The following is a 16,357-nucleotide window of genomic DNA, read 5'->3' on the forward strand; positions in this document are numbered from 1 at the left end:
AGGACGGGACCATGGTCCGGACGAAGATCTGCTGCATTCGGGACGAGAATGAACTCGCGCTCGCCGTGCGGGCGGGGGCGGCCGCCCTCGGGTTCGTCTCGCACATGCCCAGCGGGCCCGGCGTCATTTCCGAGGACGTCATCGCCCGGCTGACGGCCGCCACGCCGTTCCCGGTCTACTCCGAGGTGCTCACGAGCCTGACCACGGCCGACGAGCTCGTGGCCCAGGTGGAGCGGCTGCGGCCGGCCGCGCTGCAACTCTGCGAGCGGGTGGCGCCGGCGGTCTTCCCGGAGCTGCGCCGCCGGGCGCGGGGCGTCCGGTTGATGCAGGTCATCCACGTCAGCGACCGCGGCGCCCTCGAGGTGGCCGAAGCCTACGCCCCCCTCGTCGACGCCCTGCTGCTCGACACCGGCCGCACGGAGGGACCGCGGCGCGAACTGGGCGGCACCGGCCGCACCCACGACTGGAGCGTCGACGCGGAGATCGTGCGCCGGGTGCAGGTTCCGGTCTTCCTGGCGGGGGGGCTGAACGCGGCCAACGTGGGCGAGGCCATCGCGACGGTGCGGCCGTTCGGCGTCGACGTGTGCACGGGAGTGCGGACGGACGATCGCCTCGATCCGGACAAGCTCCACCGTTTCATGGCCGCGGTGCGCGCGGCCGGCTGATCAGTCCCGGCGCTTCATACTGATCGTCAACCGGAAGGTCGCGACGGGTTCGGACCCCAGCCTGTCGGGCACGGTGGCGACCACGGTCACCGTGTCCTCGTCGCGCTCCCCGCTCGCTTCGGCCCGGTCGAGCAGCGCCCGCAGCCGGGCGCCGTCGCCGCAGGTGAAGACCACCGCCCCTTCGGCCCGCTTGTGGAAATCGGCCTGGAAGTCCTTGAAGAGGAAGGCGACCCGTGAGCGCCGCCGCCGGATCAGGTTCATGACGATCAGGCCGCCGGCCACGTCGGCTCCGATGCTCAGGGCACCGAAGTACATGGACTTCAGGTGGTTCCGTGTCAACCAGGTCAGGGGCAGGCGGACCACGCATCGCTCGGCGTCGGCCACCAGGAGCGTGGGGCGCACGAGGGCGATCAGCGGAATCCTGGCCAGGGCGTACAGGCGCAGGGACCAGGTCTCGCGCCAGAGGTTGCGGTCGGACATGACGGCGCTCCGGGAACGGGGAACGGGGGCGACGCGGCGCCCCCGTAGTATGACCCTTCCGGCCCGTCCGTCAACCCGCGCTAGACGGCGATGCGGCCCTCCGCCGGCCGGGGCAGCGGGTACACCTCGTGGATGTCCCGCAGCCCCAGCAGGGCGTAGGCGAGGCGCTCCACGCCGAATCCCCCTCCGGCGCAGGTGATGGCCTCGGCTTCCGGCCGCGCGGCCGCGAACAGCGCGAAGAAGGGCTCGAAGTAGGCGAGCGGGTAGCCGAGTTCCTCCATGCGCTCGCGCAGGTCGGGCAGCGACCGCGTGCGCTCGGCGCCCGACAGGCACTCGACCGGGTGGGGGTTGGCGCCGCAGGGCGGATACACCACGTCGTAGTTGAGGAATCGCCCGCTGACCCGGTCGAGGCAGTCGTAGGCCTCGCGGGCCAGGTTCGTCAGGATGAAGGGCCGGTCGCCGCACTCCTCGGCCAGGGCCGCCTCGACCTCGTCGTCGCGGGACAGGCCCCGCCGGGACTTCTCCCAGGCCGCATCGTACACGGCCGGCGGCCGGGCGAGATCCGGCAGCAGCGATCCCCGGACCCGCCGCAGCTCGTCCGCGCACACGTCGTTCAGGTGGGTGTGCAGCCGCGCGAGCAGCCCGCCGATGAAGGCGATCATCCCGCCCATGGTCGCGTCCCGCGCCTCGAAATCGACCTGCATGAACTCGGAGGCGTACTTGTGGCCCCTGGCTGCGACGCCCATCTCCATGCGGATGTTGGGCGAGGCCCAGAACACCCGCGTCGCGGGGGAGAGCATGACCAGCAGCATCTTCTGCAGGATCAGGGACTGGGTCACGGAGACCTCGTCGCCGTAGTAGCCGAGCCGCGCCGGCCAGGTCTGGTGGTTCAGGGGGTCGGTGCAGCCGCTGAGCATGTACACCGGCGGGTGCACGTACCCCGCGGCGGCGAGTTCGGCGCCGAGAAACTGCTGGATCGCCGTGCGCACGGCCAGGATGTCCCGCAGGCCCGGGCGGGTCAGGGCCGCGGCGGCGGCGGCGACGGCGGCCCGCACGGCGGGGTCGTGGACGTCGACCGGGGTGATGCGGCCGATGGCCAGATGGGGACCGGGGGCGGTCGGGCTCGGGGTGCTGCTCATGACGATCTCCTCGCGTGACGGGGTTCTGGAATGCCATAATTATATATATCGGCACAAAGTGTTGTCAATTAAGCATTTATTATGCTTTTTAAACTATCGAATCGTTATTATATTTGCCGTAGTTGAAAAAAATCAGCATTCTGACCGGAAGGATCGGCCCCATGGAGTACCGGATCGATAGCCTGGACCGCGATCTGCTGACGGCCCTGCGGGAGGACAGCCGGCGGCCGTATCTGGAAATCGCCCGGGAGCTGGGTGTTTCGGGGGGCACCATCCATCAGCGGATGGCGAAGCTGAAGGAGGCCGGGATCGTCACCGGATCCCGGCTGATCATCGATTACGGCCGCCTGGGCTACGACGTGACGGCCCTGGTGGGGATCCGGCTGCGGCGGGCCGGACACAGCGCGGCCGTGCGCGCGCGCCTGCTCGAGATCCCCGAGATCACCGAGATGTCGTACACGACGGGCACCTACAGTCTCCTGGCCAAGGTCGTGGCGCGCAACATGCGGGACCTGTACGAACTGCTTTCGGGCCGGCTGCAGAGCTTTCCCGAGATCCAGTCCACCGAGACCTTCGTGATCCTCGACACGGCCGTGCGCCGCGATCCGCCGCTGGTGGCGGTGGGGGACGGGCCCCGCGGCGGCTGATCCGGATTTTCCCCGCGGCGACCCCTGTGCTAGATTGGGAGCGTGCACAGACCCCGCCGGACCGTCCGGTCCGGCCCGCCCCCGTCCGCGAGGTGACCATGTCCGAGCATCCTGTCGGCACCGACCATGACGCCGCCCCCTACCGCCCCGAGAACCACGTGCGGATCGTCACGGCGGCTTCGCTCTTCGACGGCCACGACGCGGCCATCAACATCATGCGGCGCATCCTGCAGGCCAGCGGGGCCGAGGTGATCCATCTCGGACACAACCGCTCGGTCCAGGAGATCGTCGACTGCGCCATCCAGGAGGACGCCCAGGGCATCGCCATCACCAGCTACCAGGGCGGCCACGTCGAGTACCTGAAGTATATGCACGACCTGGTCCGGGAGGCGGGCGTCGACATCCGCATCTTCGCCGGGGGCGGCGGCACGATCCTGCCCGCCGAGATCGACGAACTGCACGCCTACGGCATCGCGCGCATCTTCTCGCCGGACGACGGCCGCGAGATGGGGCTGCAGGGCATGATCAACGAGGTGCTGCGCCGGTGCGACTTCCCCGTGGGACAGGCGCCGACGGACAAGGTCGTGGCGCCCCATCTGGCGGGCCTGGCCCGGCGCGACCCGCGCGCCCTCGGCCGCCTGATCTCCCTCGCCGAGAACCATCCCGACCGGAGCGACGAACTGATGCGCGCCGTCCAGGCCCAGGCGCCCGCTCACGTGATCCCCGTCCTGGGCATCACCGGCACCGGCGGGGCCGGCAAGTCGTCGCTGGTCGACGAGCTGGTCCGGCGCTTCCTGGCCGACTTCGACGACCGGACCATTGCCATCATTTCCGTCGATCCGTCGCGGCGCCGCAGCGGCGGGGCCCTCCTGGGCGACCGCATCCGCATGAACGCCATCGACCATCCGCGCGTGTACATGCGCTCGCTCGCCACGCGGCAGTCGAATCTCGCGCTGTCGAAGTACGTCCGCCACAGCATCGACATCTGCAAGGCCGCGGGCTTCGACCTCGTGGTCGTCGAGACCAGCGGCATCGGCCAGAGCGACACCGAGATCACCGAGCACTCGGACGTCTCGCTCTACGTGATGACCGCCGAGTACGGCGCCGCGACCCAGCTCGAGAAGATCGACATGCTCGACTTCGCCGACCTGATCGCCATCAACAAGTTCGACCACCGCGGCAGCCTCGACGCCCTCAGGGACGTGCGCAAGCAGTTCAAGCGCAACCACGGCCTCTTCGACACCGCCGACGACCTGCTGCCCGTCTACGGCACGATCGCCAGCCAGTTCAATGATCCCGGCATGAACACGTTGTACAAGGCGGTCATGGACCGGATCGTCGAGCGGACCGGCGCGGAGCTCCATTCGACCTTCGAGATCACCGCGGCCATGAGCCGGCGGGCCTGGGTGATTCCGCCCGAACGCGTCCGCTACCTGAGCGAGATCGTCGACGCCAGCCGCGAGTACGACCGCTTCGTGGCCGAACAGAGCGCCCTCGCGCGGCAGTTGTACCAGCTGGCCGGCACCATCGGCCTGCTGCGCGAGCGGGCGGGCACGACCACCGTCTCGGTGGAGGAGCCGGCCGGAAAGGGCGTCGTGCGCGCCATCGCCCGCATCGAGGGCGAGCCGGACTACCTGCAGGACCTGGTCGAGGTCCACAACGAGATCGAGCAGCGCCTCGATCCGCGCTGCCGCGACATGCTGCAGGAGTGGCCCCGCATGGTCGAACGCTACCGGGCCGACAAGTACGTCTTCCAGGTGCGCGACAGGACCATCGAGCAGGACCTCTTCACGACGTCGCTCAGCCACACGCGCATCCCCAAGGTGAGCCTGCCGCGCTACGAGGACTGGGGCGACGTCCTCCGGTGGCTCCTGACCGAGAACGTGCCCGGCTTCTTCCCCTACGCCGCGGGGGTCTTCCCCCTCAAGCGCGAGGGCGAGGACCCCACGCGCATGTTCGCCGGCGAGGGCGGTCCCGAGCGCACCAACCGGCGCTTCCACTACGTCTCGCAGGGCATGCCGGCGGCGCGCCTGTCGACGGCCTTCGATTCGGTCACGCTGTACGGCGAGGACCCCGACCGCCGGCCGGACATCTTCGGCAAGGTGGGCAACAGCGGCGTCTCCATCGCCACGGTCGACGACGCCAAGAAGCTCTACTCGGGCTTCGACCTGGCCTGCCCGACCACCTCGGTGTCCATGACGATCAACGGCCCCGCGCCCATGCTGCTGGCGTTCTTCCTGAACGCAGCCGTTGACCAGGGCTGCGAGAAGCACATCAGGGCCAACGGTCTCGAGGCCGAGGTCGAGGCGAAGATCGAGGCCATCTACCGGGAGAAGGGCGTGCCCCGGCCGCGCTACCAGGGCGAGCTGCCCCCGGGCAACGACGGCCTGGGCCTGATGCTCCTGGGCGTCAGCGGCGACGAGGTGCTGCCCCGCGGGGTGTACGAGAAGATCAGGGCCGAAACCCTGACCCAGGTGCGCGGCACGGTGCAGGCGGACATCCTCAAGGAGGACCAGGCCCAGAACACGTGCATCTTCTCGACCGAGTTCGCCCTGCGCATGATGGGCGACATCCAGCAGCATTTCATCGACCACAAGGTGCGGAACTTCTACAGCGTGAGCATCAGCGGCTACCACATCGCCGAAGCCGGCGCCAATCCCATCAGCCAGCTGGCGTTCACCCTGGCCAACGGCTTCACCTTCGTCGAGTACTACCTCTCCCGAGGCATGAACATCGACGACTTCGCGCCGAACTTCAGCTTCTTCTTCTCGAACGGCATGGACCCCGAGTACTCCGTCATGGGCCGCGTTGCCCGGAGGATCTGGGCCAAGGCCATGCGGAACCGCTACGGGGCCAACGAGCGCAGCCAGAAGCTGAAGTACCACATCCAGACCTCGGGGCGCAGCCTGCACGCGCAGGAGATCGCCTTCAACGACATCCGCACGACCCTGCAGGCCCTGTACGCCATCTACGACAACTGCAACAGCCTGCACACCAACGCCTACGACGAGGCCATCACCACGCCCACCGAGGAGTCGGTGCGCCGGGCCATGGCGATCCAGCTGATCATCAACAAGGAGCTGGGCCTGGCCCGCAACGAGAACCCGCTGCAGGGGGCGTTCATCGTCGAGGAACTGACCGACCTGGTGGAGGAGGCGGTGCTGGCCGAGTTCCAGAGCCTCAGCGAACGCGGCGGCGTCCTCGGGGCCATGGAGCGCATGTACCAGCGCACGCGCATCCAGGAGGAATCGCTCTACTACGAGGGCCGCAAGCACACGGGCGACCTGCCCATCGTCGGCGTGAACACCTACCTCGATCCCCAGGGTTCGCCGACGGTGGTCCCGGGCGAGGTCATCCGCTCCCGACCGGAGGAGAAGGAGTACGCCATCGCTTCGCTCGCGGCCTTCCATGCGCGCAACGCCGCGGCGGCCCCGCGGGCCCTGGCCGACCTGCAGAAGGCGGCGGTCGAGCACCGGAACACCTTCGAGACGATGCTGGAGACGGCGAAGACGTGCTCGCTCGGGCAGATTTCGGCGGCGCTCTATCAGGTGGGCGGGCAGTACCGGCGCAACATGTAGGCAGTTGAAAACAGGGGATTTCGGGTCCGGCGCGGGGGTGCCGGACCCGCTTTATTGAAAAACATCCTCACTTTGCTCCGGGAATTTGATAGGATGCTCGGGTCCGAAAGGGGCGGGGCGGGGGCACCGCCTCGCTAACCGACATCTTCCAGCCGTGCAGAAAACCAATCTGGAAGCCCAAACCATCACCGTTCGGAGGGACCACCCATGGCCTACTCTCGCCGAATCCTCGCCATGACCCTGCTGCTCCTGTTCGCCCTGGGCAGCAGCGCCTTCGCCGCCGTGGCGCCGGGTTACGAGTACGTACCCGGACAGATCATCGTCAAATTCAAGGATGGCGTCCCGGGCGCCGAGAAGAGCAACCTCTTCTCGAGCGTTGCCGGCGTCAAGCTGCGCGACTTCAAGCAGATCAAGGCCGAACACTGGCAGGTCACGGGGCGCATCGAGGACATCGTGTCCCGCCTCGAGGACGACCCCCGTGTCGAGTACGCCCAGCCGAACTACGTGCTGTATGCGCTGGAGATCCCCAACGACACCCGCTTCGGCGACCTGTGGGGCATGAACAACGACGGTGATTTCACCGATCCGAGCGGCAACGTGGCCGTGGCCGACGCCGATATCGACGCGGTCGAGGCCTGGGACGTCTACACCGGCAGCTCCTCGGTGCTGGTGGCCGTGATCGACTCGGGCGTGGACTACACCCACCCCGACCTGGCGGCGAACATCTGGTCGAACCCCGGCGAGATCCCGGGCAACGGCATCGATGACGACGGCAACGGCTTCATCGACGACATCCACGGCTGGGACTTCGCCAACGGCGATGCCGACCCCATGGACGACAACGACCACGGCACCCACTGCTCCGGCACCATCGGCGGCGTGGGCAACAACGCCACCGGCGTCGCCGGCGTCAACTGGAACGTCTCGATCATGGGCCTGAAGTTCCTCACGGCCGCCGGCAGCGGTTCGACGGCCAACGCCATCAGCTGCATCGAGTACGCCACCCTGATGGGCGTCGACGTGATGAGCAACAGCTGGGGCGGCGGTCCCTACGACGCGGCCATGGAAGCGGCCATCGAGGCCGCCTACGCGGCGGACATCTTCTTCGTGGCGGCGGCCGGCAACAGCGGCAGCAACAACGACGCCACCCCGCACTACCCGAGCAACTACCCCAACGGCAACGTGATCTCCGTCATGGCGACGGACTGCACGGACAGCCCGGTGAACGAGCCCGGCTGGTGGTCGACGAGCTTCGGCGCCACCACCGTCGACATCGCGGCCCCGGGCCTGCACATCTGGTCGACGACCCCCGGCAACACCTACAGCGACTTCTCCGGCACCTCCATGGCGACGCCCCACGTGGCGGGCGCCATCGCCATGCTGCGCGGCCGGTTCCCCGCCATCAGCGTCGATGACGGCAAGAACCTGCTGATGACCGTCGGCAACGATCCCCTGCCGAGCCTGACGGGGATGTGCGTTTCCGGCGCCCGGCTGAACCTGCTGAAGCTGGTGGCCGATCCCGACTCGATCCCGCCCTCGGCCGTGATCGACCTGGCGGCGGGCGCCGTCGCCTCGAACTGGGTCGAAGTGACCTGGACCGCCCCGGGCGACGACGGCACCGTCGGCACCCCGAGCAGCTACGACATGCGCTACTCCACCAGCCCGATCGTCGACCAGGCCAGCTGGGATGCGGCCACCGAGGTCACGGGCGAGCCGGATCCGGGCGTCTACGGCACCCCGGAGAGCATGCAGATCTTCGGCCTCGACGTGTCGACGACCTACTACTTCAACGTCCGGGCCAAGGACGAGTACGGCAACTACGGCGACCTGTCCAACAGCCCGTCCGCCACGACCCTCGGCCCCCCGACCATCGGCGTGGCCCCGTCCACCCTGGCGGCGACCCTCACGACCGGCGGCACCACCACCCAGACCCTGACCGTGACCAACACGGGCGTGGGCGTGCTGGATTTCTCGATCCCGACCGCCGAGTACATCATCCCGGCGAAGGCCACCTTCGCGCCGGTCCGCACCTGGGAATACGACCCGACCCTGAAGAAGGGCGACCACGGCCTGGCCCCGATCGTGTCGATCGACGGCTCCGGCGGCCCGGACGCCTACGGCTACAACTGGGTCGACAGTGACGCGGTGGGTGGTCCGGCCTACAACTGGATCGACATCAGCACGACCGGGACCAGCGTCTCGCTGTCCGACGACAACAGCGCCGGTCCGTTCGCCATCGGCTTCCCGTTCGAGTTCTACGGGACCGAGTTCACCTCGTTCAACATCGCCTCGAACGGCTTCATCAGCTTCACGAGCACCGACTCGCCGGCCGGCAACGGCCCGGTCCCGTCGACCAGCTCGCCGGCGAACATGGTGGCCCTCTTCTGGGACGACCTGAACCCCTCCACCGGCGGCAACGTCTACTACTACTACGACGGCACCCGCCTGATCGTGCAGTACGACGCGATCAACCACTACGACAGTGGCGGCAACTACACGATGCAGCTGCACCTGTATCCCGGCGGCACCATCGAGTACCACTACGAGACGATCGTCGATCCGAGCGACAGCGCCACGATCGGCATCCAGAACGGCGACGGCACCGACGGCCTGTCGGTGGTCTTCAACTCGGCCTACGTGCACAGCGGACTGGCCGTGCGCTTCGTGGCCATCTCGCCGTGGCTCAGCACCAGCCCGAACAGCGGCAGCCTGGCGGCGGGCGCGTCGGCCAACGTCGACGTCGTCTTCGACGCGACCGGCCTGTGCGGCAGCAGCTTCGACGCCAACCTGCACATCGTCAGCAACGACGCGGCCACGCCCGACTTCGTGGTGCCGGTGGGCCTGAACCTGATCGGCACGCCCGACATCCAGGCCGCGCCGACGGCGGTCGACTTCGGCGAAGTGTACATCACCGCCAACGCGACCATCGACGTCACCGTGACCAACGCGGGCTGTGCCGACCTGACGATCTCGGGCATCGGCATCGACAACGCCGACTACTCGACCACCGTCGCGGCGCCCCAGGTGCTCACGGCCGGGGCCAGCCTGATCGTGCCGGTGACGTTCGCGCCCACCAGCGCGGGGGCCATCGCGGGCAACCTGACCTTCACCAGCGACGATCCGGACGCGCCGTCCTACGTCGTCACCCTGGCCGGCGTCGGGCTCGAGTTCCCGGACATCTCGGTCGATCCGACGAGCCTGACCGAGACCCTGCCCACCGGCGGGACCTCGACCCAGACCCTGACGATCACCAACAACGGTCTCGGCGACCTGGACTTCACCATCCCCGACGCCGAGTACATCATCGTCAAGTCGGCCGGCGCCCTGCCGCGTCCCGGCAGCCTGCCCATCGAGCTGGCCAAGGGCGAGAAGGATCCCCGCATCGGCGGTCCGGTCGTGACCGGCTCCGGCGGCCCGGACGTCTTCGGCTACCGCTGGACCGACAGCAACGAGGTCGGTGGCCCGGCCTACAACTGGATCGACATCTCGGGCACCGGTACGGCCATCGCCTTCTCGGGCGATGACCAGAACCTCGGCCCGTTCCCGATCGGTTTCTCGTTCCCGTTCTACGGCAACGACTTCACCGAATTCCGGGCCTGCACCAACGGCTGGCTGAGCTTCACGAGCACGGCCACGACGTACACGAACTACGACCTGCCGAGCGCGAGCGCGCCGGAGAACCTGATCGCCCCGTTCCACGACGATCTGACGTTCACCAGCTCCGGTTCGGCCTACTACTACTACGACGGGCAGCGCCTGATCGTGCAGTACCAGGACGCCCCGCGCCTCACGTCGGGCGGCCCGTACACCTTCCAGGTGCACCTGTACCCGAGCGGACGCATCGAGTACCACTACAAGACGATGCTCGGCACCCGCCTCAACGAGGCGACGGTCGGCATCCAGAACGGCACCGCGACCGACGGTCTGGCGCCGGCCTTCAACGCCAACTACGTCGCCGACGGCCTGGCCGTGCGGTTCGAGTCCGTCGCTCCCTGGCTGAGCGCCGGTCCGGCTTCGGGCACGATCCTGCCGGGCCAGACCGCCGACATCACCGTGGGCTTCGACGCGACCGGCCTGTGCGCGGCGCAGATGCTCGCCAACCTGCACATCCTCAGCAACGACCCGGACACGCCGGACCTCGCGGTTCCGGTCACCCTGAACCTCGACGGCCAGCCGGACGTCCTGGTCTCGGCGACCGCCCTGGACCTCGGCGACGTGTTCCTGGGCCAGACGGGCACCCTGCCCCTCACCATCGCCAACGAGGGCTGTGGCGTGCTCAACGTCACCGACCTGACCGTCGACAACGGCGTCTTCACCCTCGACGTGGCGGCTCCGTTCACGGTCGATCCGGGCAGCGTCGCCCAGGTGAACGTCACGTTCACCCCGGCGGCCGTCGACACCCAGGCCGGGACGCTGACCATCACGACCAACGATCCGCTGGAGCCCGTGCACGCCGTCTTCCTGACGGGCGTGGGCGTGGCCCCCGGCGCGATCGCCGCCGCCCCGGGCAGCGTGGTCGCCGGTCTGTACCCGAACCAGCAGAGCACGGAGATCATCACCGTCACCAACAGCGGGACGGGCGATCTCAACTTCACCGTGCCTTCGCCGGACATGTACTCCAAGGCCATGGCCGCGCGCGGCGTGGTCGAGAAGCCCGAGTTCGTCGAGGCCCCGAAGGATGCCAAGGACGCCGGCATCGGCGCTCTCGGCGCCGGCGGCCCGGACCTCTTCGGCTACAGCTGGAAGGACAGCGACGAGGCGGGCGGTCCGGCGTTCTCGTGGATCGACATCAGCGAGACCGGCACCGCGGCCATCACCACCGGTGACGACACCAACAGCGGCCCGTTCCCGATCGGCTTCTCGTTCGACTTCTACGGGACGACGTTCACCGACTTCCGGGTCTGCACGAACGGCTTCATGACGTTCGGCAGCACGCTCACCGCCTACACCAACGCCGCCCTGCCGAACGCCTCGGCGCCCGGGTTCCTCATCGCCCCGTTCTGGGACGACCTGAACCTCGGCGCCACCGGCAGCGGCGACATCTACTACGAGGTCGTCGGCGGGAACCTGGTCGTGATGTACGACGGCGTGATGCCGTACAGCTCGACCAACAGCGGGACCGGCCCGTTCACCTTCGAGGTGATCCTGTCGCCCAACGGCGTGATCACGATGCAGTACCTGACGCTGGTCGGTTCGCCGGCGAGCTACACGGTCGGCATCCAGGACGGGACCGGCACGGTCGGTCTGCAGGTGGCCTACAACACGGCCTACCTGCACGACAACATGGCCATCCAGTTCCGCAGCCTGCCCGAGTGGATGACCTGCACGCCGACGGCCGGGACGATCCCGGCGGGCGGCAGCGTCGACCTGATGGTCGGCCTCGACTCGACCGACCTCGAGCTCGGCCTGCACGAAGGCATGGTCCGGATCCAGAGCGATGATCCGATCACGCCGGAGCTGCAGGTCCCGGTCAGCCTGACCGTGTCGGATCCTTCGCCGGTCGCCGACGAGATCCTGCCGCGTCGGGTCGCCCTGGACCAGAACGCGCCGAACCCGTTCAACCCCATGACCGAGATCCGGTTCAGCCTGCCCAAGGATGGCCGGGTGGTCCTGAAGGTGTACGACGTCCGCGGTTCGCTCGTGCGGACCCTGGCCGACGGCCGCTTCGTGGCCGGGCGCCACGTGCGCGTCTGGCAGGGTCAGGACGACGCCGGTCGCAGCATGCCGTCCGGTGTGTACTTCTACCGTCTGCAGGCGGGTGACGAGGTGTTCACCCGTCGGATGACCCTGCTCAAGTAGCGGCGGTCTTCCACCACACGGCAACGGCCCCGGGAGCGATCCCGGGGCCGTTGTCTCGTTTCGGGCCGGAGTGGTTTCAGACGCGGCCGCCGCTGAGGGCGGCGAAGCGCCCGGCCCGGCCCTGCTCGCGCCGGTGGCTGGGGTAGGGGCCGGTGCCGCAGATGGTGCAGATCCCGCTCGGCCGGATGGCCGCGGCCGGCACGCCGCCCGTCTCCAGCTCCCGGGCCGCGGCCCGCCACAGGTCGAAGGCGCGACCGTCGCCGAGCAGCGGGAACCAGTCCGACGCGGCGGCGCCGAAGTGATCCCGGGCCGCGGCGGCCACCTCCGGACCCACTTCGTAGCAGCACGGGCCCGCCGACGGCGCGATGACCGCCCGCGTGCGGTCGGGCCGCATGCCGTCGGCGGCCATGTCGGCGAGCAGGCCGCCGGTGATGCCGGCGACGGTGCTGCGCCAGGAGGCATGGGCGAACCCCCAGCGCCCGGCGCCGGCCGCGTCGGGCCCCATGACGAGGACCAGGGGGCAATCGGCCCCCCGTCCGACGACGGCGAGTCCGGGTCGGGCGGTCCAGAGCGCGTCCGCGTCCCCGAGGCAGCCGGGGCCGTCGGCGCGCAGGGCTGTGCCGCCATGGACCTGTCGGGCCCACGCCGCCGCCGCCACGCCGGCGGCCGACGCCAGGTCGGCGACGGCGCGGGCGTGCGCGGGGGAATCGGGGGCGGAGGCGAAGTCGGGGCCGGCGGTCGTGCTCCAGCCGCAGGCCCAGCCGGATTCGGCGGTTACGCCGGGGGCGTCGCGCCACCAGGCGGGCCGCATCTCAGTTGCCGCGGCTGCCCGGCTTGACCACCGGGACGCCGTCGGCGCACAGGGGGCACGCGGCCGGCTCGAAGGTCGCGACCGTCACCCGCGCCAGCGACTGCAGGGGCAGGGGCAGCCCCGCGTCGCCCCCGGTCCGGTCGATGATGCTCGTCAGGCCGGTGACCACGCCGCCGGCCGCCTCGACGCACGCGATCACCTCGAGCAGGCTCGTGCCGCGCGTCACCACGTCCTCGGCGACGATGACCTTCTCGCCGGGGGCGATCTCGAAGCCGCGGCGGATCATCATCTCGCCGTCCTTGCGCTCGGAGAAGACGAAGCGGCGGCCGAGGGCCCGGGCCACCTCGTGCCCGATGAGGATGCCGCCGAGGGCCGGGCTGACCACCAGGTCGTGGGGCGTGTCGGCGAAGAACTCCGCCATGGCGGCCCCGAGTTCCCGGGCCAGATCGGGGAACTGCAGGATCTTCGCGCACTGGAAGTAGGTGTCGCTGTGCAGGCCGCTGCTCAGCAGGAAATGGCCGCTGTGCAGGGCGCCGAGCTCCTTCATCAGGGAGAGAACCTTGTCTTCGGTCATGTCGCCTTCCTCGGGCGGCTGGGCCCGGCCGGTCCGTCGGGCCGGTCTAGGCCAGTTCCGCGGCTATGGCGGCCAGGGCGGCCGCCGGGTCCGGAGCCTTGGTGATGGGGCGGCCGATGACGAGGAAGTCGGCTCCCGCGTCCATGGCCTGCCGGGGGGTGGTCACCCGATGCTGGTCGTCGACGGCGGCGCCGGCCGGCCGGATGCCCGGGGTCACGATGAGCGGGTCGGGGCCGATCGCCTCGCGCAGGCGCGGCAGGTCGGCGGCCGAGCAGACCAGGCCGTCGCAGCCGGCGTCCCAGGCCAGTCGCGCCAGCCGGATGACCCGCTCCTGGAGCGAGTCGGGCGAGGGGCCCGTCTCCTGGAGCTCGTCCTCGGAGAGGCTCGTCAGGACGGTGACCGCCAGCAGGGCCGGGCGTCGACCGGTCACCGGATGGGGCGCGCCTGCGGCCAGGGCTGCGGCCGCCGCGGCGATGGCGGCGCGGCCGTTGCCGGCGTGCATGGTGCACAGGCCGGCCCCCAGGGCGGCCGCGACCCGCGCCGCGCCGGCCACCGTGTTGGGGATGTCGTGGTACTTCAGGTCGAGAAAGATGTCGCGACCGAGGTCCTGCAGGCGACCGACCACCGCGGGCCCGGCGGCCGAGAAGAGTTCCAGGCCGACCTTCACGAAGCCCCCGGCGGGGCCGAGGCGGGTGGCGAGGTCGAGGGCCTCGTCGGCCCCGGGCACGTCCAGGGCGGTGATCACACGCCGGCCGGGGGGCAGGGCGCGCAGGGCGGAGAGCAGGCTCGAGCGGTCCATGCTGGTGACGGTCTTTCGGTCGGGGCGTCCGGGACGTCGCCGGGTGAGGGGCACCCGGGATTCACCTGCGGATGGGGCCCGCACGGGGCGATTTGCCTTGCCGAGCCCGACATCCTGCTACTAACCTTCTAACAGTCGGGACACCGGATTGCAAATTCATTTCCCGGTCGGAAGCCGGGGACCGGTGCCCGTGCGTCCGTGTGCCCGCCGGCGGCGGGTCGAAAGTGAGGCTGCTCCGTGCTGGACCGCAAATTCCTGCGTGAGAACCGGGACCTGGTGACCCGCGCCGTCGCCCTGAAGAACGAGTCCGTCGACATCGACGCCTACTACGAGGCCGACGAGCGCCGGCGGGCCGCCCTGCAGGAGATCGAGACCCTGCAGGCCGAGGCGAACCGCGCCAACAAGGCCATCTCCGAGGCCAAGAAGGCGGGCGCGGACGCCGGCGCCGCCATCGCGGCCATGAAGGACGTCTCCACGCGCATCAAGGACCTCAAGGCCCAGACCGACGCCCTCGAGGCGGAGGTGGAGGCCCTCTACCTGCGCATCCCGAACATCCCGCACCCGTCGGCCCCCGAGGGCGGCGAGGAGAACAACCAGGTCGTGCGCACCTGGGGGGAACCGGTCACGCCCGATTTCGACGTCCTGCCGCACTGGGACCTGGGCGCCGAGCTCGGCATCCTGCACCCGGAGCGCTCGGCGCGCATGTCCGGCAGCGGCTTCACGATCCTCAGCGGCGCCGGGGCGCGCCTCGAACGGGCGCTCATCAACTGGTTCCTCGACGTCCATGCCGTGCAGGGCTACACCGAGTTCAACGTGCCGTACCTGGTGAATCCGGCCGCCATGCAGGGCACCGGCCAGCTGCCCAAGCTCGCCGACGACATGTACCACTGCACCGTCGACGACCTGTACCTGATCCCCACGGCCGAGGTCTCGGTGACGAACGTGCACATGCAGGAGACCCTCGACGAGGCCGACCTGCCCCTGAAGTACTGCGCCTTCTCGCCCTGCTTCCGGCGCGAGGCCGGCGCGGCGGGAAAGGACACCCGCGGCCTGCTGCGGGTGCACCAGTTCCACAAGGTGGAGATGGTGAAGTTCGTGGCGCCGGAAACCTCGTGGGAGGAGCTCGAGTCGCTCACCGCCGACGCCGAGGAGCTGCTGCAGAAGCTCGGGCTGCCCTACCGCGTGCTGGCCCTGGCCACCGGCGACCTCAGCTTCGCCGCCAGCAAGTGCTACGACCTGGAGGTGTGGTCGGCGGGGGTCGGCAAGTGGCTCGAGGTCTCGTCCTGCAGCAACTTCGTCGACTTCCAGGCGCGCCGCGCCGGGATCCGCTACCGGGGGGCCGAGGCCAAGGGCTTCGTCCACACCCTGAACGGATCCGGCCTGGCCCTGCCGCGGGTGCTCGTCGCGATCCTCGAGAACTACCAGACCGCCGACGGGCGCGTGCGCGTGCCCGACGTCCTGCGCCCCTACCTGGGCGGACTCGAGCACATCGGCTGATGAGCGGCCTCTTCGGCAGGATCAGGGTTCCCGGGCTGCGCCGCCGCTACCTTTTCAACATCTACCTGCTGCTCGGCAGCGTGAGCATCGTCGTGATCACGACGGTCTTCACGATCCGGGTCAGCCAGAGCGTCGAGCGGCAGGCCTACCTGACGACCAAGCTGCTCAGCGGGGTGGCCAGCCGCCTGTTCACGGCCCAGGACCTGTCCGAGGTCCAGCCGATCATCGAGATCATCAACGAGAACGAGGTGCCGTTCATCCTGACGGACAACGCGGGACGGCCCCTCGTCTGGAACACGCCGGTGATCGGCATCCCGGTGCCGGAGTACCAGATCCTGCTGAGCGAGAACCTGTCGCGGCCGAGCAAC

At 69.5% G+C, this 16,357-nt stretch carries 11 protein-coding genes; 6 read left to right on the plus strand and 5 right to left on the minus strand.

Features of this window, described 5'->3' with window-relative positions:
• The first annotated feature begins 11 nt into the window (after positions 1-11).
• Complete coding sequence (locus tag KDM41_01540) at positions 12-665, plus strand: phosphoribosylanthranilate isomerase (protein MCB1182084.1); 654 nt, start codon at positions 12-14, stop codon at positions 663-665.
• Here KDM41_01540 and KDM41_01545 read toward each other — a convergent pair whose 3' ends face one another.
• Together KDM41_01545 and KDM41_01550 are read right to left on the minus strand one after the other, a co-directional pair.
• The gene (locus KDM41_01545; GenBank protein ID MCB1182085.1) at positions 666-1,145 is read right to left on the minus strand and encodes a DUF4442 domain-containing protein; all 480 of its coding nucleotides are present in this window, start codon (positions 1,143-1,145) and stop codon (positions 666-668) included.
• 80 nt (positions 1,146-1,225) lie between these two features.
• Positions 1,226-2,284, minus strand: a complete 1,059-nt coding sequence (locus tag KDM41_01550; protein MCB1182086.1) for a hypothetical protein — start codon at positions 2,282-2,284, stop codon at positions 1,226-1,228.
• Between the two features lie 161 nt (positions 2,285-2,445).
• Here KDM41_01550 and KDM41_01555 point away from each other — a divergent pair, with 161 nt between their 5' ends.
• From KDM41_01555 to KDM41_01565, 3 genes are all read left to right on the plus strand, one after another.
• The gene (locus KDM41_01555; GenBank protein MCB1182087.1) at positions 2,446-2,931 is read left to right on the plus strand and encodes an Lrp/AsnC ligand binding domain-containing protein; all 486 of its coding nucleotides are present in this window, start codon (positions 2,446-2,448) and stop codon (positions 2,929-2,931) included.
• Positions 2,932-3,029: 98 nt separating this feature from the next.
• Positions 3,030-6,509: a methylmalonyl-CoA mutase family protein gene (locus tag KDM41_01560; protein ID MCB1182088.1), complete on the plus strand. Its 3,480-nt coding sequence runs from the start codon at positions 3,030-3,032 to the stop codon at positions 6,507-6,509.
• A 207-nt stretch (positions 6,510-6,716) separates the two neighbouring features.
• Entirely contained in the window at positions 6,717-12,308 is a 5,592-nt protein-coding gene (locus KDM41_01565) for a S8 family serine peptidase (protein ID MCB1182089.1), read from the plus strand.
• A gap of 76 nt (positions 12,309-12,384) precedes the next feature.
• On the opposite strand, the gene KDM41_01570 is transcribed toward KDM41_01565, so the two are convergent.
• From KDM41_01570 to pyrF, 3 genes are read right to left on the minus strand one after another with little or no spacing between them, the layout of a single operon-like run.
• On the minus strand, positions 12,385-13,119 hold the full coding sequence (locus tag KDM41_01570; protein MCB1182090.1) for a polyphenol oxidase family protein: 735 nt from the start codon (positions 13,117-13,119) through the stop codon (positions 12,385-12,387).
• Position 13,120: 1 nt separating this feature from the next.
• Positions 13,121-13,693: an orotate phosphoribosyltransferase gene (pyrE, locus tag KDM41_01575; GenBank protein MCB1182091.1), complete on the minus strand. Its 573-nt coding sequence runs from the start codon at positions 13,691-13,693 to the stop codon at positions 13,121-13,123.
• Positions 13,694-13,739: 46 nt separating this feature from the next.
• On the minus strand, positions 13,740-14,492 hold the full coding sequence (pyrF, locus tag KDM41_01580) for an orotidine-5'-phosphate decarboxylase (protein ID MCB1182092.1): 753 nt from the start codon (positions 14,490-14,492) through the stop codon (positions 13,740-13,742).
• Between the two features lie 237 nt (positions 14,493-14,729).
• Between pyrF and serS the strand changes: the two genes are divergently transcribed.
• Together serS and KDM41_01590 are read left to right on the plus strand one after the other, a co-directional pair.
• Positions 14,730-15,989, plus strand: a complete 1,260-nt coding sequence (serS, locus tag KDM41_01585; GenBank protein ID MCB1182093.1) for a serine--tRNA ligase — start codon at positions 14,730-14,732, stop codon at positions 15,987-15,989.
• Positions 15,989-16,357: hypothetical protein (locus KDM41_01590; GenBank protein ID MCB1182094.1), on the plus strand; the 369-nt coding region annotated here is incomplete at its 3' end. The genes serS and KDM41_01590, both read left to right, overlap by 1 nt.

The sequence above is a fragment of the bacterium genome (assembly GCA_020440705.1).
Taxonomy (GTDB): Bacteria; Krumholzibacteriota; Krumholzibacteriia; order LZORAL124-64-63; family LZORAL124-64-63; genus JAGRNP01.